At 57.7% G+C, this 26,878-nt stretch carries 31 protein-coding genes; 4 read left to right on the top strand and 27 right to left on the bottom strand.

The genetic code is table 11. The features are described 5' to 3' along the window. Positions 1 to 53: 53 nt before the first annotated feature. The 4 genes from J7447_RS27400 to J7447_RS27385 all read left to right on the top strand — a co-directional run bounded on the left by J7447_RS27400 (position 54) and on the right by J7447_RS27385 (position 3,203). On the top strand, positions 54 to 1,118 hold the full coding sequence (locus tag J7447_RS27400; protein WP_022998527.1) for a flagellar motor switch protein FliG: 1,065 nt from the start codon (positions 54 to 56) through the stop codon (positions 1,116 to 1,118). Positions 1,119 to 1,170: 52 nt separating this feature from the next. Beyond that, positions 1,171 to 2,244: a flagellar biosynthesis protein FlhB gene (flhB, locus tag J7447_RS27395; protein WP_168686788.1), complete on the top strand. Its 1,074-nt coding sequence runs from the start codon at positions 1,171 to 1,173 to the stop codon at positions 2,242 to 2,244. 25 nt (positions 2,245 to 2,269) lie between these two features. Further along, positions 2,270 to 2,716, top strand: a complete 447-nt coding sequence (locus J7447_RS27390; protein WP_022998525.1) for a hypothetical protein — start codon at positions 2,270 to 2,272, stop codon at positions 2,714 to 2,716. Between the two features lie 229 nt (positions 2,717 to 2,945). Then, a complete protein-coding gene (locus J7447_RS27385) occupies positions 2,946 to 3,203 on the top strand; it encodes a hypothetical protein (RefSeq protein WP_077292797.1) in 258 nt (85 codons plus the stop codon). Positions 3,204 to 3,270: 67 nt separating this feature from the next. Here the strand turns inward: J7447_RS27385 and J7447_RS27380 are convergent, their stop codons facing one another. From J7447_RS27380 to flgA, 27 genes are all read right to left on the bottom strand, one after another. Then, complete coding sequence (locus J7447_RS27380) at positions 3,271 to 3,465, bottom strand: hypothetical protein (RefSeq protein ID WP_209171508.1); 195 nt, start codon at positions 3,463 to 3,465, stop codon at positions 3,271 to 3,273. 198 nt (positions 3,466 to 3,663) lie between these two features. Beyond that, positions 3,664 to 4,119 (bottom strand): hypothetical protein, encoded by a 456-nt coding sequence (locus tag J7447_RS27375; RefSeq protein WP_055654441.1) that lies wholly within the window; start codon positions 4,117 to 4,119, stop codon positions 3,664 to 3,666. Then, entirely contained in the window at positions 4,116 to 4,544 is a 429-nt protein-coding gene (locus J7447_RS27370) for a hypothetical protein (RefSeq protein WP_022998521.1), read from the bottom strand. The genes J7447_RS27375 and J7447_RS27370 overlap by 4 nt, the downstream gene beginning before the upstream one ends. Beyond that, positions 4,544 to 4,966 (bottom strand): rod-binding protein, encoded by a 423-nt coding sequence (locus tag J7447_RS27365; protein ID WP_209171507.1) that lies wholly within the window; start codon positions 4,964 to 4,966, stop codon positions 4,544 to 4,546. The genes J7447_RS27370 and J7447_RS27365 overlap by 1 nt, the downstream gene beginning before the upstream one ends. Before the next feature lie 179 nt (positions 4,967 to 5,145). Beyond that, positions 5,146 to 5,526 (bottom strand): hypothetical protein, encoded by a 381-nt coding sequence (locus J7447_RS27360; protein WP_209171506.1) that lies wholly within the window; start codon positions 5,524 to 5,526, stop codon positions 5,146 to 5,148. Between the two features lie 30 nt (positions 5,527 to 5,556). Beyond that, the gene (fliR, locus tag J7447_RS27355; protein ID WP_022998518.1) at positions 5,557 to 6,333 is read right to left on the bottom strand and encodes a flagellar biosynthesis protein FliR; all 777 of its coding nucleotides are present in this window, start codon (positions 6,331 to 6,333) and stop codon (positions 5,557 to 5,559) included. Beyond that, positions 6,330 to 8,420 (bottom strand): flagellar biosynthesis protein FlhA, encoded by a 2,091-nt coding sequence (gene flhA, locus J7447_RS27350; protein ID WP_055654445.1) that lies wholly within the window; start codon positions 8,418 to 8,420, stop codon positions 6,330 to 6,332. Before flhA ends, fliR begins: the two co-directional genes overlap by 4 nt. Positions 8,421 to 8,805: 385 nt before the next feature. After that, positions 8,806 to 9,072 carry a flagellar biosynthesis protein FliQ gene (gene fliQ / locus J7447_RS27345; RefSeq protein ID WP_022998516.1) on the bottom strand — a complete coding sequence of 89 codons (267 nt, stop codon included), beginning with the start codon at positions 9,070 to 9,072 and terminating at the stop codon, positions 8,806 to 8,808. Between the two features lie 14 nt (positions 9,073 to 9,086). After that, positions 9,087 to 9,482, bottom strand: coding sequence for a flagellar hook assembly protein FlgD (gene flgD / locus J7447_RS27340; protein WP_022998515.1), 396 nt, complete (start codon positions 9,480 to 9,482; stop codon positions 9,087 to 9,089). Between the two features lie 11 nt (positions 9,483 to 9,493). Next, complete coding sequence (gene flbT, locus J7447_RS27335; RefSeq protein WP_022998514.1) at positions 9,494 to 9,967, bottom strand: flagellar biosynthesis repressor FlbT; 474 nt, start codon at positions 9,965 to 9,967, stop codon at positions 9,494 to 9,496. A 4-nt stretch (positions 9,968 to 9,971) separates the two neighbouring features. Then, positions 9,972 to 10,322, bottom strand: a complete 351-nt coding sequence (gene flaF / locus J7447_RS27330; protein ID WP_022998513.1) for a flagellar biosynthesis regulator FlaF — start codon at positions 10,320 to 10,322, stop codon at positions 9,972 to 9,974. A 51-nt stretch (positions 10,323 to 10,373) separates the two neighbouring features. Continuing rightward, entirely contained in the window at positions 10,374 to 11,420 is a 1,047-nt protein-coding gene (locus J7447_RS27325) for a flagellar hook-associated family protein (RefSeq protein ID WP_022998512.1), read from the bottom strand. 5 nt (positions 11,421 to 11,425) lie between these two features. Next, complete coding sequence (gene flgK / locus J7447_RS27320) at positions 11,426 to 12,916, bottom strand: flagellar hook-associated protein FlgK (protein ID WP_152506482.1); 1,491 nt, start codon at positions 12,914 to 12,916, stop codon at positions 11,426 to 11,428. 33 nt (positions 12,917 to 12,949) lie between these two features. After that, positions 12,950 to 14,224: a flagellar hook protein FlgE gene (locus tag J7447_RS27315; protein WP_168686783.1), complete on the bottom strand. Its 1,275-nt coding sequence runs from the start codon at positions 14,222 to 14,224 to the stop codon at positions 12,950 to 12,952. 169 nt (positions 14,225 to 14,393) lie between these two features. Beyond that, complete coding sequence (locus tag J7447_RS27310) at positions 14,394 to 14,969, bottom strand: transglycosylase SLT domain-containing protein (protein ID WP_062488687.1); 576 nt, start codon at positions 14,967 to 14,969, stop codon at positions 14,394 to 14,396. Next, entirely contained in the window at positions 14,923 to 16,206 is a 1,284-nt protein-coding gene (locus J7447_RS27305; RefSeq protein WP_209171505.1) for a flagellar hook-length control protein FliK, read from the bottom strand. Before J7447_RS27305 ends, J7447_RS27310 begins: the two co-directional genes overlap by 47 nt. Further along, positions 16,196 to 17,431, bottom strand: coding sequence for a chemotaxis protein (locus J7447_RS27300; protein WP_209171504.1), 1,236 nt, complete (start codon positions 17,429 to 17,431; stop codon positions 16,196 to 16,198). Before J7447_RS27300 ends, J7447_RS27305 begins: the two co-directional genes overlap by 11 nt. Next, complete coding sequence (locus J7447_RS27295) at positions 17,431 to 18,927, bottom strand: MotB family protein (protein WP_209171503.1); 1,497 nt, start codon at positions 18,925 to 18,927, stop codon at positions 17,431 to 17,433. The genes J7447_RS27300 and J7447_RS27295 overlap by 1 nt, the downstream gene beginning before the upstream one ends. Then, positions 18,927 to 19,565 (bottom strand): hypothetical protein, encoded by a 639-nt coding sequence (locus tag J7447_RS27290; RefSeq protein WP_209171502.1) that lies wholly within the window; start codon positions 19,563 to 19,565, stop codon positions 18,927 to 18,929. Before J7447_RS27290 ends, J7447_RS27295 begins: the two co-directional genes overlap by 1 nt. Next, positions 19,565 to 21,211 carry a flagellar basal-body MS-ring/collar protein FliF gene (gene fliF / locus J7447_RS27285; RefSeq protein WP_209171501.1) on the bottom strand — a complete coding sequence of 549 codons (1,647 nt, stop codon included), beginning with the start codon at positions 21,209 to 21,211 and terminating at the stop codon, positions 19,565 to 19,567. The genes J7447_RS27290 and fliF overlap by 1 nt, the downstream gene beginning before the upstream one ends. Before the next feature lie 167 nt (positions 21,212 to 21,378). Beyond that, the gene (locus J7447_RS27280) at positions 21,379 to 22,281 is read right to left on the bottom strand and encodes a flagellin (protein ID WP_031268437.1); all 903 of its coding nucleotides are present in this window, start codon (positions 22,279 to 22,281) and stop codon (positions 21,379 to 21,381) included. Positions 22,282 to 22,591: 310 nt separating this feature from the next. Then, the gene (gene fliP, locus J7447_RS27275) at positions 22,592 to 23,335 is read right to left on the bottom strand and encodes a flagellar type III secretion system pore protein FliP (protein ID WP_022998502.1); all 744 of its coding nucleotides are present in this window, start codon (positions 23,333 to 23,335) and stop codon (positions 22,592 to 22,594) included. Then, the gene (locus J7447_RS27270; protein ID WP_022998501.1) at positions 23,332 to 23,832 is read right to left on the bottom strand and encodes a flagellar basal body-associated FliL family protein; all 501 of its coding nucleotides are present in this window, start codon (positions 23,830 to 23,832) and stop codon (positions 23,332 to 23,334) included. Before J7447_RS27270 ends, fliP begins: the two co-directional genes overlap by 4 nt. A gap of 30 nt (positions 23,833 to 23,862) precedes the next feature. Beyond that, entirely contained in the window at positions 23,863 to 24,567 is a 705-nt protein-coding gene (flgH, locus tag J7447_RS27265; protein ID WP_022998500.1) for a flagellar basal body L-ring protein FlgH, read from the bottom strand. Then, positions 24,567 to 25,109: a MotE family protein gene (locus J7447_RS27260; protein WP_055654463.1), complete on the bottom strand. Its 543-nt coding sequence runs from the start codon at positions 25,107 to 25,109 to the stop codon at positions 24,567 to 24,569. Before J7447_RS27260 ends, flgH begins: the two co-directional genes overlap by 1 nt. A 194-nt stretch (positions 25,110 to 25,303) precedes the next feature. Continuing rightward, the gene (gene flgI / locus J7447_RS27255; RefSeq protein WP_209171500.1) at positions 25,304 to 26,410 is read right to left on the bottom strand and encodes a flagellar basal body P-ring protein FlgI; all 1,107 of its coding nucleotides are present in this window, start codon (positions 26,408 to 26,410) and stop codon (positions 25,304 to 25,306) included. Positions 26,411 to 26,414: 4 nt separating this feature from the next. Next, positions 26,415 to 26,870 (bottom strand): flagellar basal body P-ring formation chaperone FlgA, encoded by a 456-nt coding sequence (flgA, locus tag J7447_RS27250; protein ID WP_055654468.1) that lies wholly within the window; start codon positions 26,868 to 26,870, stop codon positions 26,415 to 26,417. Positions 26,871 to 26,878: the final 8 nt, after the last annotated feature.

Here is a 26,878-nt window from a genome sequence, read left to right as displayed (position 1 = left end):
CCTCACATTCTCCGGTTTGCCCAAGGCTGTCTCCTTAGGATTGAAGTGACAAAATGATGAATTCCGCCAACGCCGCCGCAGCAACCGCTGCAAACCTGGCCAAGCCGCCAGCTCCGCCTGCCCGCCGAATGAACGGTACACAGCGCGTGGCCGCTCTGCTGCTGTCGCTGGGCAAGACGAGTTCGCAGAAACTGCTCCGGCATTTCGATCAGGAAGAAATCCGGATGATCACCGTCTCGGCAGCTCAGCTCGGCACGGTAGCATCGGAAGAACTTGATCGGCTGGCCGAGGAATTCATCGAGCAGTTCTCTCATGGCACGACGCTTTATGGTTCGGCCAACGAAGTGGAGAAAATGCTGGAAGGTGTCCTGCCGGACGATCAGCTTGCAGACATCATGTCGGACGTGCTCGGCAACTCCAACCGGTCTATCTGGGACCGGTTGACCACGGTTTCCGAAACGGTGTTCGCAAACTATCTCCTGAAGGAACACCCGCAAACCGCCGCGCTGATCCTGACAAAAATAAAGCCGAGTGCAGCAGCAAAGGTTCTCGGCCAGATCAATAACCAGACGCGCAACTCTCTTGTCCGGCGCATGCTGTCGATCAAGGCGGTTGTGCCGGAAATCATGCGCGACGTCGAAAAGACCATGCATGAGGATTTCATGCTCAACCTGTCGGGCACCCTGGAAGCCGACTCCCATGCTCGCATGGCGGACATTCTCAACAAGATGGACCGCGAGCACATGGAAGACGCTCTGGAGAACCTGAACGAGGTGAAACCGAAAACCGCAGAACTTCTGAAGGGTCTGCTCTTTACCTTCGACGACATCACCAATCTCAACGCCCGGACCCGCATGGCGATTTTCGATCAGATCCCGACGGACCGGATCGTGCTGGCCCTGAAGGGAACCAATGCCCAGTTCCGGGAAGTGATCCTGTCATCGCTGACATCACGCGCACGTCGTATCGCCGAACACGAACTGGCAGCCGGCGAACCGGCCGCTCAGCGCGACGTACTGGATGCCCGCAGTGCGATCACCAACCTCGCGCTGGAAATGGCATCGCGTGGTGAAATCGAGCTGAATCCGAAGCAGGACGAAGGCGCATTCTTTGCGTGATCGTCTTTGCAAGCGGTTCGACGTGATCTGAGCCTGAACACCGGGTGGCTGGATGTCGGAAGAAGACAAGGATTCAAAAACAGAGGAACCGACCGAGAAAAAGATCAGCGATGCCATAGAAAAGGGCAACACCCCGGTCTCACGGGAAGCCCCCGTTCTGGCAACATTTATCGCGACGCTCTTGATCGGCAGTTTCGTTGTTACATCGGCATCGAGTCAGCTCGTGCAAACGCTGACGCATCTTCTGGACCTTTCGGGAGGAGTGGATCTTGGAAACAGCGCCGACGCATTGCTGCTCTCCCATGCAGTGTCGATCGAGGTCATGGTCTTCCTCGCCCCGATTGTCGCACTGCTTGCCGCGTCCGGTCTTGCGTCCGCTTTTTTGCAGAACACGCCCAGCATCGTTTTTCACCGCATCAAGCCGGATGCCTCCAAGCTCTCGCTGGCCAAGGGCTGGAGCCGCATATTCGGAGCCCAGGGCCTTGTGGAGTTCCTCAAGGCAGTCTTCAAGTTCTCCACGGTCAGTGCCATCGTCTATGGCCAGTTCCGGGCGAATGAAGCGGAACTGATCAACGCCATGTTCACAGATCCAAGCGCACTTCCCGAAGCGATCCTTCAGATATCGATGAAGCTGATCGCCGGCGTCTGCATCGTTACCATTCTACTGGTTACAGTCGACATTCTCTGGTCCCGCTCGCACTGGCGCAAGAACCTGCGCATGAGCAAGCAGGAGATCAAGGACGAGCACAAGCAGATGGAAGGCGACCCGATCGTCAAGGCCCGGCAACGCTCGCTCGCACGCGACCGGGCACGAAACCGCATGATGTCAGCCGTGCCGCAAGCAACCCTCATTGTTGCCAATCCGACACACTTCGCTGTTGCCTTGCGCTACGACGGGGACCAAAACCCTGCCCCGATTGTTGTAGCTAAAGGGCAGGATCTGATTGCGCTGAAGATCAGGGAGATCGCCGAGGCGAACAATATTCCCGTGATCGAGGACCGGCAACTCGCACGGTCCCTCTACGCCGCTACAGAAGTTGAAAGGATGATCCCGCCGGAATTCTACAGAGCAGTTGCGGAAATCATTTGCTACGTGTACTCACGCCAGACCAAAACTGCTGTATAATTTAATGTATTTGGAGGTCCGGGGAATGCACGATATGCCTGAAGGCAACGGCACGAAACCGTCGCCACTGGAATGCGACCGGCAGCGCCAGGAAGCAATTGCCTCTGCTCTGACCGAATTTATCGAAGATCTGAAACTCGTCGATGTGGTCGACTTCGTCGCCTACATACGAACAGACCAGCACGGCAATATCGATGAATTGATCAAGACATCGGCCGAGCTCTTCTTCAAGGAAGGCTCCTTGCGCTATTCCATGGCCGCACAGGCAGATGTCGAGTGGGAAACCACCCCGCGCATTTCCCTGGATCTGGAATTCTTCAACAAGGGTGTCTGGATCTATTTTACCGCAGTCCTCGCCTGGCCGGACAATGCAGTCAACGTTTCCTATGTCGAAGTGCCGGACGCCGGTGGCAACAAGGCGAAAGAAACGGAACTGCTGCTTGAGGCCCTGAAGGACGCCCGATTGCGGTAGTTGCGTTTCAGGCATCTCAAATAATTTTCGGTTTGTCAGGCAGCTCGTCCGCACAGATGCGAACGATGTGCCGGCCGGCTATTTCGCCTGACGCCTCGGCAACTTACCGAAATTCCCCAACTTGCTTCAATTCTGCCAGCCTAGCACCATATGCTGTTGGCCCTGCCGCGCGTTTCGGGTCTTTCGGACCTTGAAACTACCTGCAACTGAAACCAGAGAAACGGCGCGTATGAAGAAAATCCAGATCCCGGAGGATCCCGCCCACATGGTGACTGCAATCGTCGCCTATGCCGGGATCGCCAAGCGCCTGCACGTGGAGCTCTCAAATCGGCCGATGGGCACGCAAGTGGATCTGGCAGCCATCAAGGCCGACTTGATTGCCGAAGCAAAAAGAGCGGTGCCTCACGGAGATTTCGCCAAAGACGAAATCGGTGTCTACAAGACCATCTTCCAGGCGATCGACACGATTTTCGATACCGATGGCTGAAATCGGCATTCACTAGATGCCGCGAAACAAGCACCACGAATTTATTTTGACCTGCCATCGCTCAAATTCACTCTCCCAGAAGCGTCGACAAGCGCTCCATGATTTCGTGCAGGCTTTTTCCGGTTAGCCGCATTTCCCTCGCCTGCTCACCGTCTTCAACATCGGAATAAAGCAGGATTTCAACTGCGTTTTCCAAAACCTGGATATCATCGGAAGTCAGATCGATTGAGCCACGACTGCTCGATACCGGTATCGTCTTCATGAGCCTATCCTCCAAACCGTACCAGGCAAAGTCACGCACTCTGCGCTCGGTCTATTCCGTAGGTTTTCCGAATAGTCCTGTTCCATCAAGCACAAACAGGCCGCGGTGAGGATCAAAAAAAGCGCCCAGCCGAAACTGGGCGCCAATTGCCTGGGAGGCGGCAGAAGAAGTTTTTCAGTACAAGACAAGGATCAGCAGCTAGTGCGTGATCACGTCTTCCTTGTCGAAATAGTTGAATTCCTCCACCAGGACGTCGTGCACCACAGGCCGGCCGAGACGAGCGTTGGTGGTTTTCTTGAGACGTTCGGTGAAAGCCTCCAAGTCGTAACGTTCCAGGCTACGGAAATCGAGGGTTTCATCCGAATAAAGTACCCGGAAGGCTTCATCCACCAGGAAAGGGTGTGGCGGCACAGGCAGGCGGCGCAATGTATCGCCATCCGCTGTGAAAACCATCTTGATCACCACATATCCCTGCAGCGTGCCATCAAACAGGATCGGCACGTTGACCGGGTTCACTGTCTCATAATCCAGCCCTACAAACGCCGGCTCATCGTCGCCGACCCTTTTCTGGGCTGCCAGATACTGCGTGGTGCCGTAACCGGACGCCAGCATGGTGGCAGACATCCAGAGGCCGGCAACGATGGTCTTGATCATCGAGCCCTCTCCGGAAACGGTGCCTGATACGTGCCGTCGGATTCATAGTCGATCATGGTTCTGGACATCATGCCGACAACTTCCGTCACCGCATTCATGTGCAGTTGCAACAGGCCGACATTCTCATCGAGCACTTCCTTGAATTCGGCGATGTCTTCGCGCAACTCCTCGGAATAGAACGCCGGCGGCACGAGTGTCCGAGCCCTGGACAGGTCAAGCAAAGCCTGGCTCTTGCCGTATTCGAAGATCTTCAGGTCCGCTGTCGGGTTTGCACGAAGCGCCCGGGTTTCCTCGCGCACAGCGCCGATTGCTCGGCGAACGGCGACCACCAGCGGCATGGACCGCACCGGATCGGGGGTGAATTCCTGAAGTGCGAGATCGGTCACGGCAACGTCCTGAAAGTCAACATCGTTGGCAGCGTCCATCAGGCTTTAACTCCCTTTTCAAGCGTATCTGAAATCAGGCCGGCAATACCGACGCCGCCACTGGCGGCAAGCTGGTTTGCGACCTGTTCGGCAAGCATCGATTTCCAGATTTCCCCGGCGGTTCCGGACCCGAAGACCGCTTCGGAGTCATCCGGAAGCATTGTTTCGACGAACTGGCTGAGGATCATCGCCTCGAATTTCTCCGCAGGAGATTTTTGGGACGGTCCTTCGTAATTGGCGGTTCGAAAACTGCCTTCAGTGGCTCCTGCCCGGTTCGTCGCACCGGCAAAGGCAAGTGCAAAGCCATCTCCCGAACCACCAGCGGAAATAGACCTGAGACGGTTCGTGGCGTCAGCAAGGTTCACCGGATCGGCAGCCTTGGACACATCCAGGATCAGATCTGAAGGAGGCGAAATCGCCATGCTGGGCTCCTCGAAAAACATAAGGTGCAAACAAGGCCCGGCAGGCGACAGGGCAAGGCAAGCAATACACTTGAACCGAACCTTGTTTGCATCCTCAGGAATAACCTGTGCAGCTTGCGGGAGGCTTGCGTCTTCTTGCTGGACGGCGACGAATATGCCCCGTTCACGCCAAGTGGCTTTCACCCGTATCTGCAGTCGAGCAGATCCATCAGGTCCCGTTCTTCTTCAGCACGCTGTTCCTCCCCACGCATCCTGGCGAGACGTTCAGCCATGAGTTTCAGCATCAACCGCTGGCGATCATATTCGGAGTTCACCTTTGCGCGTGCTTCGCTGAGCCGTGACATCTCCTCGATGATGCGTCTCAGCCGCTCGGCAGCGTTGGCGATAAACCTGTCGTGCTGTGCCAGGTCGCCATTCGAAAGGGCCAGCAGAATGCGTCTTTCCTTTTCGTTCAGCTGATAGACCTGAGCGTCAAGCTTCTGAAGTAGCCAGGATGAAAACAGGAATATCTGCTTCTGCATCCGGAACAAACGTTCAATATCCTGACTTTTTCTTGCCATGGAACAGGAACCTTTCACGGTCAGGATTGCCTAACCTATCTGGAGCCAAGTGAAGTAGCCGTCGAGGAAGATCATGATGGCCTCCGCGATGACGAGATAAAGAAAGTAGAGACCACCCGCGATCACGAACGGCATGGAGATGAAGTAGACCGGGATCTGCGGTGTCAGCTTGTTGACGAGGCCGACGGCAAAGTTCACAACAACCGTGTAGACGATGAACGGGCTGCACACCCGCAATGCCAGGATGAAGGTTCGGCCCAACTGCTCGGCGAACTGCTCCAGGCTTGTCACGGCCGCCAGCGGCTGCCCGACCGGGATCGCTTCATAGGAAGCTGCAAGCCCGCGCAGAATTTCCCAATGCTGGTTGGTGATGAAGACCATCGCCGTTGCCGTCACCGTGAAAAGGTTTGCGACAGGCGGCAGGGAATCCACGCCATCGATCGGCATGCCCGGCATGTTCGACAGGCCGATTGCCATGGACACCAGCGTCGTCAGCGTCTCCAGGGCCGCCAGAAAGATGCGTCCCAGAAAACCGATGAAGGCTCCGGTCAGCAACTCCGCCCCGATGAAGCCGGCAACAGTGCCGAGCTGCTCATCCGGCAAGGACGCCTGTACGCCTGGTGCCAACAGAGGCGACAAGGCCAACGCGACGGAAAGCGCGATGAACAGGCGAACATGCACCGGCACACGGTTGCTGCCGAACCCCGGGATCACCATCAGGCACGCTCCTATCCGGCAGAACAACAGGAAGACCGCCAGAAGCAGCGAGGAGCTGAAGGTGCTGAAAAAGAGACCGCCGGAAATCACGAGACGCTTCCGAGCGCGGAAACATCCACTCCGCGAGCGATTTCAAGATGCGACAGGACCGGCAAGGTCGGGAACATGCGCTCCACGATCATGCGTACGTATGGCCGGGCATCAGGTGCCGCTACCACCGCGAAGCGGCTTCCGTCCTTCATGTGTTTCTTGACCGCGTCGGACATTTGCGTGCCGAATTCCTCCACCAGTTGCGGCTCGATGTCGAACTCGATAACGTCGCCCTTCCCGTCCCGTTTCAGGGCATTGTGGAAGGCTAGATCCCATCGGTTTCCGAGACGCAGCACTTTCAGAGGGCCGCCTTCTGCAAGGTCGCCGCAAATCTGCTGGGCGATGCGCATTCGAACGTGCTCCACCACCTGCTCCGATCTGCGGACGTGTGGAACGATCTCGGCAACGGCTTCCAGGATCAGGTTGAGATTCCGGATCGAAACCCGTTCCGCCAGCAGAAGTTTGAGCACCGCTTGCAGACCGGAGAAAGACGTGTGCGCCGGACAGATATCGTCGAGAAGCTTCTGGTACTCCGGGTCCAGCCTGTCGAACAGCTTGCGCATATCCTTGTAGGACAAGAGCTGCGGCAGGTTGTTGCGGATCACTTCGCTCAGATGCGTGAGGATGACCGTGATGTTCTCGGCCGGCGTCATGCCGCGGCGCTTGAGTTCGTCCTTGTACGCAGGCGGCACCCAGTAGGCTGGCATCCCGAATGCAGGCTCACGCGTCTGGTCAGCCGGTACCGGCAGTGCTTCGTCATTGTTCGGAATGACCAGCAGTTCACCCACTTTCAGATGCTGCGAAGCAATGATGGTGCCGTGGATCTTGATCTGGTAGCTCTTCGGATCAAGCGTCAGACTGTCGGTGACCCGAATATCGGGCACGACAAAACCATACTGCTCGGCAAACTTCCGGCGCATCTTGGCAACGCGGCGAGACAGTTCACCGGTTCGCGTCAGCAGCTCGGCGGAAAGCTGCTTGCCAAGCACCAGTTCGACCTCAGCCGACTTGAGCGTTTCCTTGACGGAGTCCTTTTCCTCAAGCTTTGCCTGTTCCTCCGCTGCGCGTATCTTGTCGTCCTCGACCTTTTTCGCCGCTGCCAAACGCCTCGGAATGGCATAGCCGATAAAGCCCATCAGGATCGCCAGCAGCAGGAACGGCAACATGGGCAGACCAGGCATCAACGCGAAGATGGCCATCAGGATAGCTGCGACGAACAGGGCACGCGGATAGCCGCCAAGCTGGCCGAGAACAGCCTTGTCGGTCGACCCTCTGGTGCCGCCCTTGGATACCAGCAGACCAGCCGCCAGCGAAACGATCAGCGCCGGGATCTGAGAGACGAGGCCATCGCCGACGGAGAGCTTGGTGAAAACGTCTGCCGCGTTGGAAACCGTCATGTCATAGCGGGTCACGCCAATGACGATGCCGCCAAGGATGTTCACAGCCGTAATGATAAGGCCGGCAATCGCGTCGCCGCGGACGAATTTGGAGGCACCATCCATGGCGCCGAAAAAGGAGCTTTCCTCTTCCAGTTCCTTGCGCCGACGCTGTGCTTCCTTGTCATCGATAAGGCCTGCGGAAAGATCCGCATCGATCGCCATCTGCTTGCCAGGGATCGCGTCCAGAGTGAAGCGTGCGCCAACTTCCGCAATACGGGTTGCGCCCTTGGTGATGACCATGAAGTTGACGATGACCAGGATCGCAAAAACAATCAGACCGATGACAAAGTCACCGCTCATCACGAATTGCGAAAAGCCGTTGATCACATAGCCTGCCGCATTCAGCCCCTCGTGGCCGTTGGCAAGGATCATGCGCGTTGTCGAGATATTGAGCGACAGCCGCAGCATGGTGGCGATCAGCAGGATCGTCGGGAAAGACGAGAAATCGAGCGGGCGCTGGATCCAGAGCGAAACCATCAGGATCAACACCGACAGTGCGATCGACATGGCCAGGCCGATATCGATCAGGAATGTCGGGATTGGCAGAAAAAGAACGGCCAGGATTAGGACGATGCCTATGGCAAAGCCGACGTCGCGGCGGCTGTCCGGCGCATTGCCGGCAGCCGGCGAAAGGGAGGTGTCTGTCATGCCTTCTCTCTGCTGCAGGTCTGATACCTGGCAACCTCGCCCTTGAAGCTTGCGCGAGGCTTTTTTGAAGAAGGATTTCAGGAGGGAAGTTCGGGAAAGTTAGAGCGCTCTGACCGACGATGGTCGCTCCAGGCTCTGAAGGGAGCGGCCTTCGCGCTTGAAGCAAGCCGTGGTTCAAGGAGAAATGGATGCAAGAAACGCATCTACCTTGTCATCCCGGCAAAGGCCTGGATCCATTAGCGACATGCGCCAAGGTGAAAGGTTTCGCCGACAACGCAAAGGACCTGATCCTGGCTTACAGCTATCGCTGCAAACCAGGACGACAAATAAATTCAGGAGCACGACGGCACCTGAAACCATGCAAGAATAGTCCTGCAGACCGTCGCTAGAACCCCGTTTCGATCCGATTGTAGATCAGGGTCGTCAACGAGTATATCTGGCCGCCGATGAAAGGTCCGGCGACCACGATCATGACCAGGATCGCCACGATCTTCGGAATGAAGGTAAGAGTGATTTCCTGAACCTGGGTCAGGGCCTGCAGCAACGCAATTCCGATACCGACAATCATCGCCGGTACGATCGCGGGGGCAGATCCGACGAGAATCGTCCAGATTGCAGTCCGGACCAGGTCCAGGGCATCAACTTCATTCATGTCATTCCATCCGCTCAGGAAATGGTTACACCCGGTCCAAGCAGAACACCCTGACCGTTGTCGAGCGCGAGCACGGTGCCGTCGGAATAGACTTCAACCTTTTCCACGACACCCGTCGTGCCGTTGGCGTCGGTCACGGTCCGCCCGATCAGATCATCTACCTGACCGAACGAAAGGTTGGTCAGAAGCGTTTCCAGCTTGGCGTTCGTCTGAATAGACTGCTCAACTTGGCTGAAGCTTGCGAGCTGCGCGAGCTGTTCGGACGCGTCCATGGGATTGGTCGGATCCTGGTTCTGCATCTGAGCCATCATCAGATGCAGGAAGGTGTCGTAGTCGACAGTCAGCTGCTTCTGAGCGGATGCAGTCGAGGCAGCACCCTGGGTGGCGCTGACGCCTTCAACACTGGTCATCTAATCACTCCTTAAACAACGGCCAACCTGGGGCCGTACTGAAAATTTTCTCTTGGCGCCGGCCGGGGCGCGGTCTGCCGGGTCTCCTGCGCGCGCCGGTTCTTTTCGGCCAGCATCAGGCTTGCCTCCAGCGGATAGAGCGCACGCACAACCTTCATTGCCTCGAACCACCGATCCGTTTTTGCCAGCTCCTCAACCTTGTCGAGATGCATCAGCACCTCCTTGTTCGAGAACGCCGACTTCACGGAACCAAGCACGAGATGGAACATGTCCTGAACCGCACCGGCGGCTGCCGGATCGATGATCATGGTCTGGAGAATGAAGTAGAGCTGGCGAAGCGGCGTCGTCGCCTCTTCTGGCTGAAGCACATGGGCTTCCAGCAGGAATACGGCATCATTCAGCAGTTCGATGTTGGTTTTCCGTTCGGCCCGGATCACCGCACCGTTGATGAACAGGCGTTCGCCCGCTTTCAAACCGATTTTCATGAGTTTAACCGTCCAGGCTGTCGCGGATGATGGAATTGATCTGGATGATGTCGGAGAAGTCCTCCTGCTCCCACTGGCGCAAGGATTCGACCTCTTTCAGGACCCAGATGCCGACAGAGATCAGATTGGCTCTCGTTTCGATCGGCAATTCGTTGGCGTCGTCCGCCAGGTGTTCCAGGAAGTAGCTCCACAGGCGCCGTGTGTAGAACAGCGCGTCGACGGCTTCGGGAGACTTGACGCCGCGCTCCTGGGCGACGTTGAGCTTGCCGATCACGATCGACATTGCCTCATGTTCGTTGAGCCGCTGGTCAGAGCAAAGATCGTCCATAACCTCAGCGTAAGACAAATTGTACATGGGCCCTCTCAAGGTTGGGTTTGATACGAAAAATCAGACATTCGGCCACGATCACAGGTAGTTGAGAATGCTCAGACCCTGCATGCGGGCCGTGACCGCATAGGTGGTCTCAAGCTGTGTCAGAGCCGTGTTGAGACGCACCGACGTTTCCTCCAGATTGACGTTTTCAAGGTCGTTGATGCGCCGGTTCAGGATGTCGGTTTGAACCTTCAACCGTTCACTCGCTAGCTTGACCTGCTCCTGCACATTGCCGAGCTTGCCCATCTGGCTGGTGACATCGGCAATACCGGTGCCGAGCTTCTCGATCGCCTTGTTGACCACCACCTTCCAGGTTTCGGGATCAAGGTCCTCGTTACCGAGGTCGGACATCATCGTGTAGGCCGCGGCCAGGTCTCTGAAGGCCTGCTCGTTTGCGCTGACGGAACTGGACACCGTTTCACTCGCCGAAATACGGCTGACCATCACGTTGCTGGACGCACTCGACCAGGACGTGCCCCAGGCCGGGTTCTGGAACATCGTCTCGAAGGCACCGTTCAGATAAGTGGACATTGCCGCAGGTGTGATGCCCGAAACGCCCGGGTTGGATTGCGCCATCCCGAACTCGGTCATGAACGCTGCATCGGCGGCCAATTTGTTCGGAGACGTCGGATCGGAATAATCCGCGAAAGGTTCCTGGTCCGTATTGATGCCGGCAAAGACGAAATTGCCGTTGAGCTGGGTGTTTAGACGGGACGTCAGAAGCTCCAGATTGCCGACGGCATCCGCCTTGACGATGTCCGAACTGCCGTTGTTCTCACGCAGGGCCACAAGGGTCGCCAGAAAGTCCTGCGCATCCGTCAGAATGTCGCCCATTGCCGCCTGGCTGACATCGAGCCGCGACGCGGTAAGCGCGTTGGTATCCATAATGCCATTGAGAAAATGAAACTCGGACCGAAGCGACACGCTTTCGCCGGTCTTGGTCCCAAGATCCAGGCCGACGTCGTATTTGCGGCCAGAGGACAGCTCGATGCTGAGCTTCTGCACGAGGCTGGACTGGTTCTGGATCTGCCGGCGAGACGCATCGGCGAGTGTGATCGTGGAGATATAGGTGGTTTTCATAACTGTTACCTCGCCGCAGCCAGAAGGTCTTCCAGCATGCCGTCGACGGCGCTGATGAGCCGTGTCGCCGCTGAGTAGGATCGCTCGATTTCCAGTAGCAGCGTCATTTCTTCGTCGATGTTGACGCCTGTCTTGTTGTTGAGGTTTTCTGCCGTCCGACTGAGAATGACGGTCTGCACCTCGACATTGCTCGTCATGGTCTTTCGGCCGGCTTCCAGCCAGCTGACGGATGAAGCGGCAAAGCCGGACAACGTGTCGGTCGGATCGAGTTCCACGCCACTGTCGAAAACGGTGTCCTTGTCAAAGGCGGAAACCAGTTCCTGCAGACGGTCGGAGAACCCGGCAGCGCCGGACGGGTTGTAGTTGTAATTGGGATCGAACGGATCGGAGATGCCGCCATCGCGCAACCTGTCCAGGTCGCCGCCCTGATCCGGATCGGCGTTGGCATTGACGACGATTTCCGCAGCAAGCCCGGTGATATGGGTGCCGGATGCCGGCACCGCCGGTGCACCAGACCACGTGAACAGGCCAGCCTGATCCGGATTGCCGCCACCGCTCTGATCGCTTTCGGCGAAGGCTTCGATCAGACCACGCGCGATTTCGTCGAGCTGGCCCTGATAGGTCACCGCGACTTCGTCGCGCAGTTCGGCAAGACCTTGCAGCCTGCCGGACTTGATCTCCATGAGAGCGCCCGGCCCCGCCACGGGAACGCCGTCCACCATCACGGAATTACCCGTGGTAGCAGCACCATAAACAATGGTCGGCTCGAAGGTGACCGCTCTGGCCTTGGTTTCAAACAGCGTCACGCCGCTGTCCGTGTAGACCACAATATCGCCATTGCTGCGGTTCAGCGTGGTAATGCCGATTTCCTCGGACAGCTTGAGCAGAACCTGGTCGCGGCTGTCGTGGGCATCGGTGACATCAGCCCCCGATTGCGTTCCCCGCACGATAACCGAGTTGAGATCTTCGAGTTGTTTCAACAGCGTGTTGATCTCACGCACAGAGGTCGCCATGTCCGCATCCGCGTTGGTGCGCACATCCTGCACCAGTGCCGTTCCTGACTGGAGCGTTTGCACCATGTCCTTGGAGGCCTGCAGAACGTCCTGCGCCTGGATCGCGTTGCTGGGATCGGAAGCATAGTTTTGAAGCGACAGCTTCAGCGCCCCGAGCTTTGCCGCAGCGGACATGTGGTTCTGGGTATCGCCTGTGGTTTCAGCGAGACGGGTAAGACCCGCCAGGACCGCTTCCTGGGAGGATCCAGTGGAGGTGGAGGACAGGAGCGACGAATACAGCGCGCTGTCCGTCACCCGGCCGATACCGTCGACCTTGAGGCCGCCGGCCTGACCGGTGTCGGTGTAGGTCTGGCTCAACAGAACGGATTTGCGCGAGTAGCCGGGGTCTTGAGCCCCGGCAATGTTTCGCGAAACCACGGAGGATTCTGTCTGCCTTGCGGCCAGCGCGGACTGGGCGACTTTGAGGGCTACAGACAAACTCATGACAATAACTTTCCGATTGGCGGGTGAGCCGTGTTAGCGGACCAGGTTGACGAGCTGCTCGAGCAGGTCGGAACCGGCCTTGAACACCTGGGAATTGGCCGTGTAGGTGCGCTGGGATTCGATCATCGAGGTGAGCTCGTTGCCGAGATCGACGTTGGAGTCCTCAAGACCACCAACCTTGATGCTGCCAAGGCCGCCCTCGCCCGCGAAACCGACCCGGACATCACCGGAATCGAAGGACGTGCTGTAGACGTTGCCGGATTTGTTGGAGAGCCTGTCCGGGCTCGGTACATCCGCCAGCGGGATCTTGTATATCGCCCGACGGTCACCGTTGGTGTAGATGGCAAACAGAGTGCCGTCGTCAGAGAATTCAACGTTCTTCACCGCACTCGGCGCGTTCCCGTCCGCATCAACGTTGGTGACCGTGAAATCGGCATTCAGGTAGGTCGACTGATCAAGGTCCAGGTCGAAGGTGCCACCATTGGGAACCGCGATATTGATTGCGGTCGCACTGGCACCGGTGAGATTGCCTGTGGTGACGTCGAAGGTCAGCGTCTGGGTATTCAATGCCGGAGAGGTATAGGGAAACCCGCCGCCGGGTGCGGCATCTGCCGCGTTGTAGATCGAGACTTCCCAGTCACTGTCTGCAGCCGTTTCCGTGACCTTGGAGTAATAGACATCCAGTTTCACCTCGTTGCCGAGGTTATCGTACACGATCATGGACGTCTTGTGGGAATAGCTCGCGGTTGCTGCGTTGGCAGACGGCAGATCCGCTGCCGGTACAATCGCCGCGTCTTCACTCACGTTCACGCGCAGGAACGCTTCGCTGGTGGGAGTGGCTTCCAGCTGGTTCTGGGTGATGTTGATCCGCTCCAGACCACCAAGACCGTTGGCAACGGTTGTTGGCGCGGTGTTGCCCGTGATCGGATAGCCCTGGAGATAATAGCCGGCCGTATTCAGGAGATAGCCATCTCCATCCGGAACGAAGTGACCGGCGCGGGTCAGAAAGCTTTCACCTGCCTCGTTGCCGACAACGAAGAAGCCGTTGCCATCCACCGCAAGATCAAGCTTCGACGTGGTGAAGCTGATGTTTCCTTGCTTGGAAACCTGGTACTGGGTGTGTGCTTCGACGCCGCCGGAGTTGAACGAGCCAGCCCCTTGCGAAACGACCAGTGAGGAAAATTCCGACTGGGCCCGCTTATAGCCTGTCGTGCTCGAGTTCATAATGTTTTCGGCAACTGTGCCGAGCTTGCTCGACTGTGCGTTCATGCCGGAAACGCCGGTTCGCATAACTCCGAAAAGGCCCATGACAGGTCTCCTGTGTCCAAATCAACTGGAGACAGTCAAACCGACCTAACTTGCGCGAAGCTGTTGCGAGAAAATAATTATTCTTTCCATTCAGATACTTAATTATATAAAAATTTATCTATCAAACAAAACGAAAGCACCGGGCAAGCTGTCCGGTGCATTTCAGAGATCAGGCGCCGCAGAATTGCTTTGACTGCTGTGTCCAGTTTCCAAAACCGGAAGCAACCATGTTGCGGATCACCGTGCAGACATACCGTTTTTGCGCGGGATCATTGTTCGGACCCGCATGATAGCGGGCAACAGCCATCGTCCAGGATCCCTGGCGCCGCCTCAGGTCCTTCAGGAACCTTGCCGCATATTGCACATTTGCCCGTGGTTCCAGCATCTGATCCACCGAACGGAACTGGTCACCGTGGTAATGATGGTTGATCTGCATGCAGCCGATGTCGATCAGCTTCTTGCCGTGCTGTTGTGCATCAATCACATCCTGCTTCGCGGCTTGCCGGCTGGGAGGAAACACGGACTTTCCCTCGATATTGAGGGCATAGGGGTACAGCGAATTGCGCCGACCGGTTTCCGTCAGCCCGACCGCATAAAGCACGCCGAGCGGCACGTTGTATTTTCGCGCTGCCGAGATCATCTCGCGTTCGCAAACGTTCTGGGTCTCGGCAGCCGCAGGCACGCTAACGGCGAGAGCACTAAAGATAGATGCCGTCAGAAAGGCTGATGTCAGAACCTTCCTCATGACCTGTTCCTCTTGTTGTTTCAGAAGCCTGATACGCGTCTTCTCTGGAGTTTTGTCCCGGTCGCCCATTCTGCTGCCCGGCACCGTTGCCGGAACTCTGCGGTTGGCCGTCAAACGGGTTGCCGCCACCAGCGCCATTCTGGTTCTGGGCCTGAGGGCCTGAAGCGTTGCTGCCCGCCTGGACCTGGATCCGGTCGTCTCCGGCCTGGATCGAGATGGCATCAGCCTTGACCCCGGTCGCCCTGAGCATCTGATCGAGCAGTTGCCGGTCTTGCTTCAGGAGTTCCGCAGTTTGCGCCCTGCTTGTTACAAGCGACACTTCCACTGTATCACCGACCATCCTGAGAGACACTTTCACGGTGCCGAGCTCATGTGGCGTGAGCTGGATATCCAGTGTTTTCAGAACAGGGCCTTCCGCCTTGGCAGATATGCCACCGTCAAGTGATGCGGAGCTGGAAGCCATATCCTTGACCGCAGCGGCGATCTGGTCACCTACCTGTTGCGCGGGGGAGAGCCGCATATTCGGTGCAAAGTGGGTTTCCTGGCGCAGAACCTTGACGGTGCCCGCCGCTTCGTCCGGCAACATGGACCGGCCAATAGCGCCACGTCCTTCGCCGTCGGAAATTGTCTCCGGTTCGACGCCGAACTGCGCGAAGAGCGAAGAAGTTCCGGTCTGTCCAGGTCCATCAGGATCGCCAACCGGCATGCCGTTGGCCTGCCCTTGCAGGAGCGAAGGCATAGGGGCCGCGCCAGGCTGGGCCTGTGACGAGGGAACCTGCCCGGGTTTTCCAGCCAGCACCGCATTTAGCGACAATCCCACATGGGCTGCTGAACTCTGCAACATGGTTTCTGCCTTCGGGTCCGTTTGTCCCTCGGCCGCACCATCCAGGCCTTCGCCCTCCTTCGCCTTGCGTGACAGTGCGTTCTGGGAAGCCTGACGCAGGGCGTCGACAAGATTGCTGGTCGAAAATGCCGCCGAACCTGCCGCCTGCTCCTTGCCGGAACCGGTCTTGCCGTTGGCGTCACCCGTAGCCCCGTCAGCCTGATCAGATGTTTCAGACCCGGGTTTTCCTGCCGCATCTTCAGCAGCATCGCCTTTTTTCATGTTCTGCATCACGGCCTGGAATGCAGCCGCGGCTTCCTTGGAAGAGGTTTGCCCGCGCTCGCCCGTTCCAGCGTCCGTCGACTTGCCGGACTTCGGCGCAGTCGGAACGAATGCCTGAGTGTTAACGCTCATCCTGTTCTCCCAATTGAGCGAGGGACTTTCCCGTCCGGCGCAACAGAACATTCGCAAGTTCCATGTCCGCGCTGACCCAGCTTTGATCTTCAGGAGCGTCCATATTGGTCGCGACGTTGAATTCGCCGATCACGTTGGGCGGCGGCTCCGGAAAATGCCGGACCGAGTTGAGCACGGTGTAGACGCCGTCAAGCATCGCCAGGTCCTGCGCAGTCAGTATCGACTTGTCGATCGACCACAACAGGTCACGGTTGGCTGTAATGAACTCCGGGTCGAGACGGGTCGCCGCAAGGTAGATCTTCAGGATTTCGTTTTCCTTGGTGCCGTCGACGGTTAGCGTCAGCGCTTCTCCCGTTGCCTTTCGCGCGACATTCAGATGGCCTGCCAGCAGGGCAGAACGGGCCAGCCGAAGATAAAGACCGCGCCTGCTGTCGGCATCGAATTCGTGCAGCACGTCATCCAGAAGCGCGAACTTGTCCTCGCTTTTGACAAATCCGAGCGTGTCCAGTGACAGGGCAAATCGCCTGCGGAAATCACCGGCGTAAACCGACGTGCGGAACCGGCGAAGATACCGGATGCTGAGAACTCGAAAGCGATCGACATTGCCGGTCATCCCAGCGACGAAGACTTCCCGGCGAAGAGCAGCTTCCTCGACGAGCGTTCCAGGCATCAGTAGGCTGGCGACTTGAAGCAGTTCCATCGCCTTTTCCGGATCCGTGCGGATGTAGGGTGCAGCCTTTACCAGTGCGACATGCCCCCCCAGGCTTGCCGGCAGTTCCAGCGGATCGATCTCCGCCAGAAGAACGATCATGTCCTCTTCCCTGCCTTCGACATAGGCAAGCGACGCTTCCATGAGTTTGCGGTCGACAGCGGGTGCCGGATCGAGGGACAAGAGATACCGCATTACGTCTGGGTGTCCGCCACTCAGAAGATGGATGACGGCCGCCCGCGCGTTGCGTGGTTCCTGCCACGCCTCAGCTGGCAACACGACGAAACTTGCGTCCATCTTTGTCAGCAAGGCTCGCTGCGCCTGCATCGCATGGCTGTTGCCCTGTGCGATCTGCTCCTGCAAGGACTGCAGCGACCGGATCATTTCAAATGGTTCCGGATCCGAAGTCTGCTTGCCAACCTGCTGCGCCCAGGCAGCCGACACCCAGAAGACGGCCGCCATCAAGCCAAGGAGCAGACCTTTGAAGCAAGGGATCCTGATGGAGAGGCAGCGCATTACCGAGCCCCTTCCAGCAAGTAGATCTCAATCCGCCTGTTGGAGGCAGCAAGAGGATCGGACGGAACTTTCAGATCCTGATCGGCATAGCCTTCGACCCGGTTGAACCTGTCCTTGCCGACACCTCCGCGAGTGAGCATGTAGAGAGCCATGTGGGCGCGTGCCGACGACAAGCGCCAGTTGTCATAGGTCTTGCTTTTGAAAGGGCGCGCGTCCGTATGGCCCTTGATGACAATCTGTCCCGGAGTTTCGGCAACCACCTTGCCAATCCGTTCAAGCAGTTTGACGAGTTCCGGGCGCGGCTCGGCAGACCCGATGGCGAACATACCGAAGTTCTGGTCGTCGGTAAGGCTGATCAAGGCTCCCTCACCTTCTCTCGTCACCGTAATCTGACTGGCGGTTTCCTCAAGAGCTGTCCCCTCGGTCTGGGCAAGGACTTCCGAAAGACGGGCGACCAGTACCTCGGCGCTGCTTTCCGTGAAGTCTTCTTCGTAGGTGCCCCCACCGTCTCCGGTACCAATGACCGTTTCTGTCTGGACTTCAGCGATCACCTCGGTTGAAGACGCCTCAAGCGACTTGCCAAGCACATGAGCGACGACCTGATCCGTCGTATCCCCGTTGTCGGGAAGTGCGCCGTTGCCGACAAATTCAAAGGACGTCGTTCCGGATTGTTCCGCCATGTAGTCCCCGTTGCTAGGCCCATTTCCAGGGGCAGCGTTTCCGTTTTGCCGGGTAATGCCGGTCTCAGGTTGCGTGCCATCTTCAAACGGCGCAGCAAAGGCGAATTCGCCGGCCAGAGCCTGGGTAGAAGGCGCGGTACCATCGCCCGGCAAACTTACGTCAGGAGCTGCCTCGGCACTGGCGACACCTCGGCCAGGACGGAACTGCCAGAACATAGGATCAAAGGGATCCCGATAGGCCTGCCCACCCTGAACGCCTTCGTTTTTCTGAAGACCTGTGCCGATACCCTTTGGGTTGTCCTCCCGCACATCGGCGACACGGATTTTCTGCGAAAGGGTGTCGAGTACGGCATAGGGATCGGTGAAAAGGATCGATTCCGAATGGGTCTGGGTAAACTGCCCAGAGGCCGGCGCCCCACCCATCTCCGGTGTCTCGACCACCTCCTCCAGCCTATGTCCCTTGTCCAGGCCATCACCGAAGTTCTCATCCTGATCGACCGGCGCATCAGACCCACCCAATTTGCCAGTGAAAAGCTTGGTGCCGGCTTCGTTGGTATCGCCGTTGATTTCCGGATCGTTCAGGCCCTTGCGGTTCGGAGCCGTGGAGGCAAGTTTGACCGGGTTGAAATACTGCGCAACGCCGCGACGCACGCTGTCGTCGGTCACGTTGATCAGCCACATGACCAGAAAAAAGGCCATCAATGCGGTCATGAAATCCGCGTAGGCAATCTTCCAGACGCCATGTGGCAGCTGATCGTCTTCCCAGCTGTTCTTGCGCCGGACAATTACGATTTCATTCGGGACGCCGTCCAACATCAGTCTGCCTCCCCTTTCAAGGCTTCAAGCTGGCCGAGCCATTGTCCGAGCCGTGTTTCAATGGTTGTCTCGTCAAGCAGAGCCACCAGTTCGACCTGATCAGCATGCTGAACGTCGATCCGGTCTCTCAAGGCCGGCAACTGCTCCAGCACTCGGCTGACCAGAGTTTCCGGTCCGCGCAGCCTGATCATTTTGCCCTCCGTTTCCTCGGTCAGTTGCCGAAGATTGCCGGCAAAGGCATCGACCAGCTGGTCGACGATCTGCTCTGTCAGGAAAGGTTGAAGAAGCTTGGAAAGCGAATAGGAGATCCGCTGCTCCATAACATTGAGGAAGCCTTCGATGGAGGCGCTCACGTTGGCCGATTCACGCATGTCGAACCGGTCACGCTCGTCTTTGAGCTGCCTTGCGTGCTCCTCGCGCTCCTGTTCCAGGATGGCCTGAAAATGAGCCATCGTGCGGTCACTGCCTTCCGCCAGGCCGCGCTCGTATTCGGCCTGAAGCTGTTCTTCCAGGCTGGGTTCGGGCACAGCTTCCTCGCAAGGCTCCAGAACGTCCACGAGAGCGGGGTCGAATGTACCGAAGGACTTGAATCTGGAGGCGGACAGGACGGGAATATGGGAAGCGATTGAGGTGGTCATTAGATGCGCTCCGATTCATAGAGCCACTGGCGCAGGATCGCGGCAGACTGTTCCTCGTTGAACTCCAGCAAGGATTCCAGCTTCCGGAGCGCGGACTTGTTGCGCCGGCTGTTGAGGTCCTGCAGCATGTCGGAATGATCCGGCGGCATCAGGAAGGTCTGATCCCCGTCGACTGCTTCTGCAGTCCCTTCCGCAGTCTCCGGCAGCATTCCGAGTTCGGCCATTTCGACCTGCGGCTTGGCCATTTGCGGCACCAGGGCAGCCACGGCAGGCCGCAGACCGAACCAGATCACCAGCATCGACACGGTCAGGATTGCGAGCGCATTGATGATGTTGCCGGACTGGCGCATCAGATATTCGGTGATGCTGATCGGCGGGATCGGCTCCATGGCCCGGCCGCCGTCAATGAAGTCGACGACAGCAACCTTGACCAGGTCTCCCCGTTCTTTTTCAATCCCCGCAGAAGAAGCAACCAGTGCTTCGATTTCCGTCAGCTGTTCATCCAGTTGAGCCTGGGTCGGTTCGCCACCAAGAGACTGCGCAAGACGGGACTTATCAACCAGAACCGCAATGGACAGACGGTCGACACGATAGCCATCCTGAGACGTCTCGATGCGTTTGGAGGAGATCTCGTAATTGACGGTTTCCTCGCGCCGCTCGTTTTCTTCGCTGGAACGCTCACCGTTGTCTGCGGACACATCCTCTTCCGGAAGGTTCTGCTCGACCGTTGTCGGTGCCGAGACGCTGGAATTCTGAGCATTCTCGTTTTCGCGAATGGTCCGGATGGATCGCTCGGTCCGTGAGTCCGGATCGAAAATCGTCTCGGCAATCGTCTTGCGGTCCGTGTTCAGTTCCGCGGCGACACTGACCTCGAAGTTGTCCAGGCCAAGATATGGCGTCAGGGTCTTGCGAATGTTTTCCTGGATCCGGCTGCTGACAGCCGTCTCAAGGCTGGCAAGCTGGCCTGCGGAGGCCTTGGTCGGATCCTGGCCGGCAGCCAGGATACCACCGGACGTGTCGAGCACTGTAACCTTGTCGGCTTGCATGCCCGGAACACCGGCTGCAACCAGGTGGCGGATGGCATCGGCGGTTCGCACATCGTCTGGCACATCGGAACGGATGACGACAGATGCCGACGGCGGCTGCTGATCGCGCCTGAAAGATCCTTTCTCTGGCAACACGATATGAACGCGCGCTGCCCGGATCCCCTTCATGAGCTGGATGGTTCGGGCAAGCTCACCTTCAAGCGCTCGCACCCGTGTCACTTCCTGCATGAAGGAGGTCAACCCAAGCGACCCCAACTCGTCGAAGAGCTCGTAGCCGGAGTTGGCTCCACGCGGGAGACCCTTTTCGGCCAGAAGCATGCGCGCCTTGGCTGTCTGCGCATGGCTCACCATGACGGCGGTGCCTTCCGAATTGATGTCGAAAGGAATGCCGGCGTCCCGCAGCGCGGAACCGATGCGAGTGACGTCTTCACCGTCGAGACCCGTATAGAGGACGGTCTGTTCCGGTCGGCTCAAGTAATATGCTCCCGCGCCGACGGTCGCGATTGTAGCGAGCCCGATCAAGGCGAGCGCGATAAGTCTGCGCACTCCCAGTTCCATCAGGTTTGCCCATAGTTTTTCGGCGTGTTCACGGCCCGGCATGCATAACCCCTTCATGCACGTAACGTTCTGTTTGACCCACTATCGGAACTGGACCTTGCGCGAGCCTGTCACCCGGGCCTGAAGACGGAAATTCTGGACACAAAAAAACCGCGCCCCGAAGGGCGCGGTCCTCTTGCCTGGAAATCCGGTCAGATAAACTGGTTGGATTAACGGAACAGGGACAGAATGTTCTGCGAACCCTGGTTGGCGATCGACAGAGCCTGGATACCGAGCTGCTGCTGAGTCTGCAGAGCCTGGAGGCGGGTCGATTCTTTGTTCATGTCAGCATCCACGAGCTGGCCGACACCACGGTCGATCGAGTCGATCAGAGCGGACACGAAGTCCTTCTGCAGATCAACGCGCTTCTTGGTGGAACCGAGCAGGGTTGCGGAGTCTGTGATGAGGCCCAGAGCTTCGTCGACATCCGAGATCATGCCTTCCAGAGTGGTCAGGTCGGCAGCGCTGTCCGTCAGAGCGGAGATGTCGATGGTGTCGACAACGTTACCGTTCGTCAGAGCACGATCGAGGATACCGGTACCACCACCCGTGGTGTCATAGAGCTGGGTAGCGGTGATATCAACCGTGGTCGTCAGAACGGAAACCGCACCACCGACGCGGGTGAAGGAGCTGACGATTTCTTTCGACGTAACGGTGGTCACGTCGGAAGACAGCCAGTTTTCACCGTTGAAAACAGCGGATTCGGCAGTCGACTTAAGCTGGTTCTGCAGTTCGTTGATGTCGGACTGGATCTTGCCGCGGTCGACACCCGGAGTACGGGCAGCAACAAGCTTGGCTTTGATTTCGTTCATGACATCAACAGTGCTGTCCATAGCAGTGTACATGACGTCGACGGTCGCAGCACCCAGACCCAGAGAGTCTTCAACGGCGCTAAGAGCCATGTTGTCAGAACGCATGGTGGTTGCGATGGACCAGTAGGCAGCGTTGTCTTCCGCGCCGGCAACGCGATAACCGGTGGAGATGCGGTTCTGCGTCTCTGCCAGGTTGGCGCTGGTGTTCCGCAGAGTCTGCAGAGCGGTCATTGCGGAAGCGTTCGTCATCAAGCTAGACATGATATGTCCCTTCAATGTGTCAGTGTGTACTGGATTGGATTGGGACATGCCGGGTTTGCACCGGCACAACAGGAGCAGCGTCATGCTTTTGAACCGTGGGTAGTTTGGGGTTCAACCTGCTGTGAAAATGACCCTAGCGGCTCAATCTTGCGTGAAGCTTACGTCGATACGGGCAATTTGATCTTTTTCGAATTTCTCCAAGACCTAATCTTGGACCCAAAGATATAGTCGCGCGCGATCTTATCGCAAAAAAACAAAAAAAGGCGGAGCCTTTCGACCCCGCCCTTTTGCGCCCCGACGCCCCCGTCGGTTACAAGAATGATCGCACAAGACTACCGACCAGAAGGTTCCATCCGTCGATCAAAACAAAGAACAACGCCTTGAAAGGCAACGATATGACTGTTGGTGGCAACATCATCATACCCATGGACATGGTGATCGTTGCAACGATCATATCGATCACGAGAAAAGGCAACGCGATCAAAAATCCGATTTCGAAACCCCGGCGCAACTCGGAAATCATGAAAGCCGGGATCAAGACACGCAGTTCAACTTCCTCTGCAGAGGCCGCTTCGTTTTCTGTCACGCGGCCGGCCGCAAGGTCATCAAATAGAACGAGATCTTCTTCGCGCACCTGGCTGAGCATGAAGTCCCGGAAGGGCGTTGTGATCCGCACATAGGCCTCTTCCTCGGAGATCTCGTTGTTCATCAGAGGCTGAACACCCTGCTCCCAGGCTTTGTCGAAGGTTGGAGCCATGACGTAAAAAGTCATGAAGAGGGCCAGCGAAATGAGGATCAGGTTACCCGGTGTTGTTTGAAGACCGATACCGGACCTCAGGAACGAGAAAGCGATCACGAAACGGGTGAAGCTTGTCACCATGATCAGGATGCCCGGAGCCAGAGAAAGCACCGTCAAGAGTGCAATCATCTGGATGATACGGCCGCTGGCACTGCCCTCTCCTGCAGGTAGCAACGCAGAAAGATCCGGCACCTGGGCAGCCGCAGCCCCCGTCATCGCGACCAGTACAAGGCCGGCAACAAGAAGACGGCTCATTGAATAACCACCGATTCCAGAATGACTTCGTTCACCTGACCTTTGGTGCGTGTCTGAGCGCGCTCGGTGAGATCTTCGCGAAGATGCTGCAAACCGATACCACCTTCCAGATGAGAGAGCGTAAGCGTGCGCATGTAGCCTAGAAAATCGTCCTCGACCTTTTTCTTGAGCACACCGACATCACCGTCCGGATCGTCTTCCAGAAGAATTGAAGCCTGCAACCTGATCCAGGCGTCTTGCGGCGACGCCAGGTTTGTCACGAGCGGTTCAAGCGTCTGCAGACGTGTCGAAGGCGAAAACGGCAGCGTTTCGGTGAAGCTCTGTTGCTGGCGAAGCCGGCCATGAACTTCCTCTTCCGTGTAGTCAGCAACATATTTTGCAAGGCCCGCTCCAGCGCCACCGCCAATCAGCGTCAGGAGCACCAACGCCGCGACGAAACCGGAGCTGCGCTGATTTTCCTGCGCCCCCTCAAAAGGAACTTCAATGATATTAGGCATTTGGGTCTTTCCGGTACTTTCAGGAAGGGCTCAGAAGGGCGTCACGATGTCGTAGATCTGCTGCCCCCAGGCCGGTTGCTGAACCTCGGTGATCCTGCCGCGGCCACCATAGGAGACCCGCGCTTCGGCAATCTTGTCGTAAGGAATGGTGTTGTTGGCCTGGATGTCCCGCGGACGCACGATCCCGGCGATTTGCAGGATGCGCATCTCGAAGTTGACGCGCATTTCCTGCGAGCCGGAGATCACCAGGTTGCCGTTCGGCAGGCGGTCCGTGACCACGGCCGCAACGGACAGCTGGATTTCTTCCGACCGATCGATGGAGCCGGAACCCGCGGAACCGGAGCCGGAATCAACGCCAAGATTGCCGCTGCCGCCATGCCCGATGCCATCCCAGTCGTAATCCATGGTGCCACCCCAGCCGATATCGGAAGTGCGGCGGCGATCCGAACTGTTGTCCATGTTCGCGCGGTCATTGATCTGGATGGTCACGGTCAGCACATCACCGACCTTCTTCGCACGCGGGTCTGCAAAGAAATTGTCGCGACCGCTGGCCCACAAGGAGTTGTAGTCCTTGACCGTGCCCTGCCCGAAAGTACTCAGCGGATAAGCTGCCGGCTGTTGAACGGCAAGGCCGTACCCAACCGGAGACATCTCCGGTGCGCGGCCAACGTCTTCCAGCTGCCCGGCACAGCCGGTCAGCATCGCAGCTCCTAGGGAGATCACAAAAGCGCGCATCAGAAACTCCGTTGTATTTCGGGATGGGTCAGGCCCATCATCGATTGGGTCAACTGGGCAGCACGGGAAGGCTCCATCTCGTCGAGAATGCTGCTGGCAACACGGGCCTTCAGTTTCAGGAGAACGCCAACAGCGGCTTCCTCGTCGGTCGTCTGCAGCTGCGCCGCAGCTGCTTCCGGACGCATGCGCCCGATGATTGAGACGACCTGATCCTCGACTTCGTTGAGAAGGTCTTCGCGCCGCTCGACCCATTTTTCGAATTCGCGCTCTTTGCGCTGCAATTCTTCAATCCTGTCCCGGAGACTTGCCTCCAGGCTGATCAGTTTCCAGGTCTGCCACTTAATGCGCGCATCCGAAGCCGCTTCGGCGATGTTCTTGCAATAGAGCTCGCTGTCCTGTGGCGGTACGGGCGCAATCGCGCTTTCGCGTGCCTGGGGCTTCTGGCGCGGCGCCTGGGCAATGGCCTGGCCGCCGAATGTGAGCGAAACTGCCGCAAGCACCAGAAGCGTGAATGTGCGGCCGCGGTCCAAATGTCGTGGCATAAGGCCTTCCCTTGTGCAGAACCTCTTTGACCGCACAATCGGAGATCGAGCTTGCGTGAGGCTGTCGCAAAAAAAACGCCGCTTCAAAAAGCGGCGTTTCAGAATTGCTCTCATGAAGGAGACGTCATCCCGCCCTTCAGGGTTTCAGCCCACATGAGTGCTGGTTTCCCTGTTGGGTTAGGAACAGGTCTGACTTATTGCACCACGAGTTCCGCCTGCAGCGCGCCGGCTGTCTTGATCGCCTGAAGGATGGCGATGATACCGGTTGGCCGCAGACCGATCCGGTTGAGACCCCGCACCAGTGTGGGCAGGTCCGTTCCACCGACGACAGCCAGTTGACCACCGCTCTCCTGAGCATCGACATATGTTCGTGGCACGACCACTGTCTGGCCATTCAGCGAAAACGGCGACGGCTGCGAAACCTCGGGTGCTTCCGATATACGAACCGTCAGATTGCCATGGGTAATCGCAACGGTCGAAATCTGCACATCCTTGCCTATGACCACAGTCCCTGTTCGCTCATCGATCACGACCTTCGCAATCTGGTCAGGCGTCACCCGAATAGCCTCGATTTCAGCGATGAACCTCGTGACACTGATGTTTTGCGGAGGCGTGAGTACCACGGTGCGATAGTCTCGCTCCTTGGCCACCTTGATGCCGTATCGCTCCCTGGTGAACTGGTTGATCGCATCGGCAATACGCACTGCGGTGCGGAAATCCGGATTGGAAAGTTCGAGAACGAGGTTGGGTATTTGCGAAAATTTAGCCGGCAAACCTCTTTCGATGAGACCACCGTTTGGAACCCGACCGACGGTCGGTATCCCCTGGGTCAGGCTTTCCGCCTGCCCCAGCTCCGAGAAACCTGATACTGCAACGGGGCCCTGCGCAACCGCGTAGATTTGCCCGTCAGCTCCCAGCAAAGGGGTCGCGATGAGAGTACCCCCGGCAAGTGACGTCGCATCGCCAAGCGAGGACACACTTACGTCGATCGTCGATCCCTGACCGATAAAAGACGGCATTTCGGCGGTCACGACAACGGCCGCTACGTTACGCGTCCGCAGCCGCGCATCGCGTACGTTCACCCCGAGACTGTCGAGCATCGATTGCAGCGATTGCTCCGTGAATGGGGAATTGCGCAACGTGTCGCCGGATCCTTTCAGACCGATAACGAGGCCATAGCCGACAAGCTGGTTGTCGCGCACCCCTTGCAGACTTGCGATGTCCTTGATCCGCACCATGGACATTGCCGACACCGGCAAGGCCAACAGTGCAGCCAGAACAAAAACGAGTAACCGGGTCATAAAATCAGTTCTCCACACGTATGGTGCCGTCTTCTTGAACCCGCCCGGAAACAACCAGACCGCTATCGACATTGCGTACGCGTACGAAGTTGCCGGCTCCGCCGTTCTGAAGAGCTTCCACCTGCATGATGATCACCAGCCCCTGCTCACGGAAAACCAGTCGCGCCGGCTCACCACGACGAACAAGGACCGGCTTTTCGACCGAATTGATCGGTACCGGCTGTCCTGGAAGCAACGTACGCCGCGCAACCATGCCAACCAGTTGGCCCCTGTTGGTAGACACCGCGAATTGCTGCGCTGTCCGCGTTGGAAACGATCGTTCGATCAGATCCTGGTGAGTGATTTCGGTTCCAGCCGGTATTGTCTGGCGCGGAACCGGCAGATCTATGCCTCCGGCTGCTTTCGCTGCCCCGGTGCTGAAGATCATGACCAGCACCAGGAAAAGGGATCGGATCGTCATCACCTTCT

This window comes from Labrenzia sp. R5_0, assembly GCF_017743835.1.
In the GTDB taxonomy this organism is placed as follows: Bacteria; Pseudomonadota; Alphaproteobacteria; order Rhizobiales; family Stappiaceae; genus Roseibium; species Roseibium algicola.
This window is presented reverse-complemented; position numbering and strand designations above follow the sequence as displayed.

Coding starts and splice junctions, on each gene's coding strand:
- J7447_RS27400 (WP_022998527.1), top strand. CDS start 54: ATGATGAATTCCGCCAACGCCGCCGCAGCAACCGCTGCAAACCTGGCC.
- flhB (WP_168686788.1), top strand. CDS start 1,171: ATGTCGGAAGAAGACAAGGATTCAAAAACAGAGGAACCGACCGAGAAA.
- J7447_RS27390 (WP_022998525.1), top strand. CDS start 2,270: ATGCACGATATGCCTGAAGGCAACGGCACGAAACCGTCGCCACTGGAA.
- J7447_RS27385 (WP_077292797.1), top strand. CDS start 2,946: ATGAAGAAAATCCAGATCCCGGAGGATCCCGCCCACATGGTGACTGCA.
- J7447_RS27380 (WP_209171508.1), bottom strand. CDS start 3,465: ATGAAGACGATACCGGTATCGAGCAGTCGTGGCTCAATCGATCTGACT.
- J7447_RS27375 (WP_055654441.1), bottom strand. CDS start 4,119: ATGATCAAGACCATCGTTGCCGGCCTCTGGATGTCTGCCACCATGCTG.
- J7447_RS27370 (WP_022998521.1), bottom strand. CDS start 4,544: ATGGACGCTGCCAACGATGTTGACTTTCAGGACGTTGCCGTGACCGAT.
- J7447_RS27365 (WP_209171507.1), bottom strand. CDS start 4,966: ATGGCGATTTCGCCTCCTTCAGATCTGATCCTGGATGTGTCCAAGGCT.
- J7447_RS27360 (WP_209171506.1), bottom strand. CDS start 5,526: ATGGCAAGAAAAAGTCAGGATATTGAACGTTTGTTCCGGATGCAGAAG.
- flhA (WP_055654445.1), bottom strand. CDS start 8,420: ATGACAGACACCTCCCTTTCGCCGGCTGCCGGCAATGCGCCGGACAGC.
- fliQ (WP_022998516.1), bottom strand. CDS start 9,072: ATGAATGAAGTTGATGCCCTGGACCTGGTCCGGACTGCAATCTGGACG.
- flgD (WP_022998515.1), bottom strand. CDS start 9,482: ATGACCAGTGTTGAAGGCGTCAGCGCCACCCAGGGTGCTGCCTCGACT.
- flbT (WP_022998514.1), bottom strand. CDS start 9,967: ATGAAAATCGGTTTGAAAGCGGGCGAACGCCTGTTCATCAACGGTGCG.
- flaF (WP_022998513.1), bottom strand. CDS start 10,322: ATGTACAATTTGTCTTACGCTGAGGTTATGGACGATCTTTGCTCTGAC.
- J7447_RS27325 (WP_022998512.1), bottom strand. CDS start 11,420: ATGAAAACCACCTATATCTCCACGATCACACTCGCCGATGCGTCTCGC.
- flgK (WP_152506482.1), bottom strand. CDS start 12,916: ATGAGTTTGTCTGTAGCCCTCAAAGTCGCCCAGTCCGCGCTGGCCGCA.
- J7447_RS27315 (WP_168686783.1), bottom strand. CDS start 14,224: ATGGGCCTTTTCGGAGTTATGCGAACCGGCGTTTCCGGCATGAACGCA.
- J7447_RS27310 (WP_062488687.1), bottom strand. CDS start 14,969: ATGAGGAAGGTTCTGACATCAGCCTTTCTGACGGCATCTATCTTTAGT.
- J7447_RS27305 (WP_209171505.1), bottom strand. CDS start 16,206: ATGAGCGTTAACACTCAGGCATTCGTTCCGACTGCGCCGAAGTCCGGC.
- J7447_RS27300 (WP_209171504.1), bottom strand. CDS start 17,431: ATGCGCTGCCTCTCCATCAGGATCCCTTGCTTCAAAGGTCTGCTCCTT.
- J7447_RS27295 (WP_209171503.1), bottom strand. CDS start 18,927: ATGTTGGACGGCGTCCCGAATGAAATCGTAATTGTCCGGCGCAAGAAC.
- J7447_RS27290 (WP_209171502.1), bottom strand. CDS start 19,565: ATGACCACCTCAATCGCTTCCCATATTCCCGTCCTGTCCGCCTCCAGA.
- fliF (WP_209171501.1), bottom strand. CDS start 21,211: ATGCCGGGCCGTGAACACGCCGAAAAACTATGGGCAAACCTGATGGAA.
- J7447_RS27280 (WP_031268437.1), bottom strand. CDS start 22,281: ATGTCTAGCTTGATGACGAACGCTTCCGCAATGACCGCTCTGCAGACT.
- fliP (WP_022998502.1), bottom strand. CDS start 23,335: ATGAGCCGTCTTCTTGTTGCCGGCCTTGTACTGGTCGCGATGACGGGG.
- J7447_RS27270 (WP_022998501.1), bottom strand. CDS start 23,832: ATGCCTAATATCATTGAAGTTCCTTTTGAGGGGGCGCAGGAAAATCAG.
- flgH (WP_022998500.1), bottom strand. CDS start 24,567: ATGCGCGCTTTTGTGATCTCCCTAGGAGCTGCGATGCTGACCGGCTGT.
- J7447_RS27260 (WP_055654463.1), bottom strand. CDS start 25,109: ATGCCACGACATTTGGACCGCGGCCGCACATTCACGCTTCTGGTGCTT.
- flgI (WP_209171500.1), bottom strand. CDS start 26,410: ATGACCCGGTTACTCGTTTTTGTTCTGGCTGCACTGTTGGCCTTGCCG.
- flgA (WP_055654468.1), bottom strand. CDS start 26,870: ATGACGATCCGATCCCTTTTCCTGGTGCTGGTCATGATCTTCAGCACC.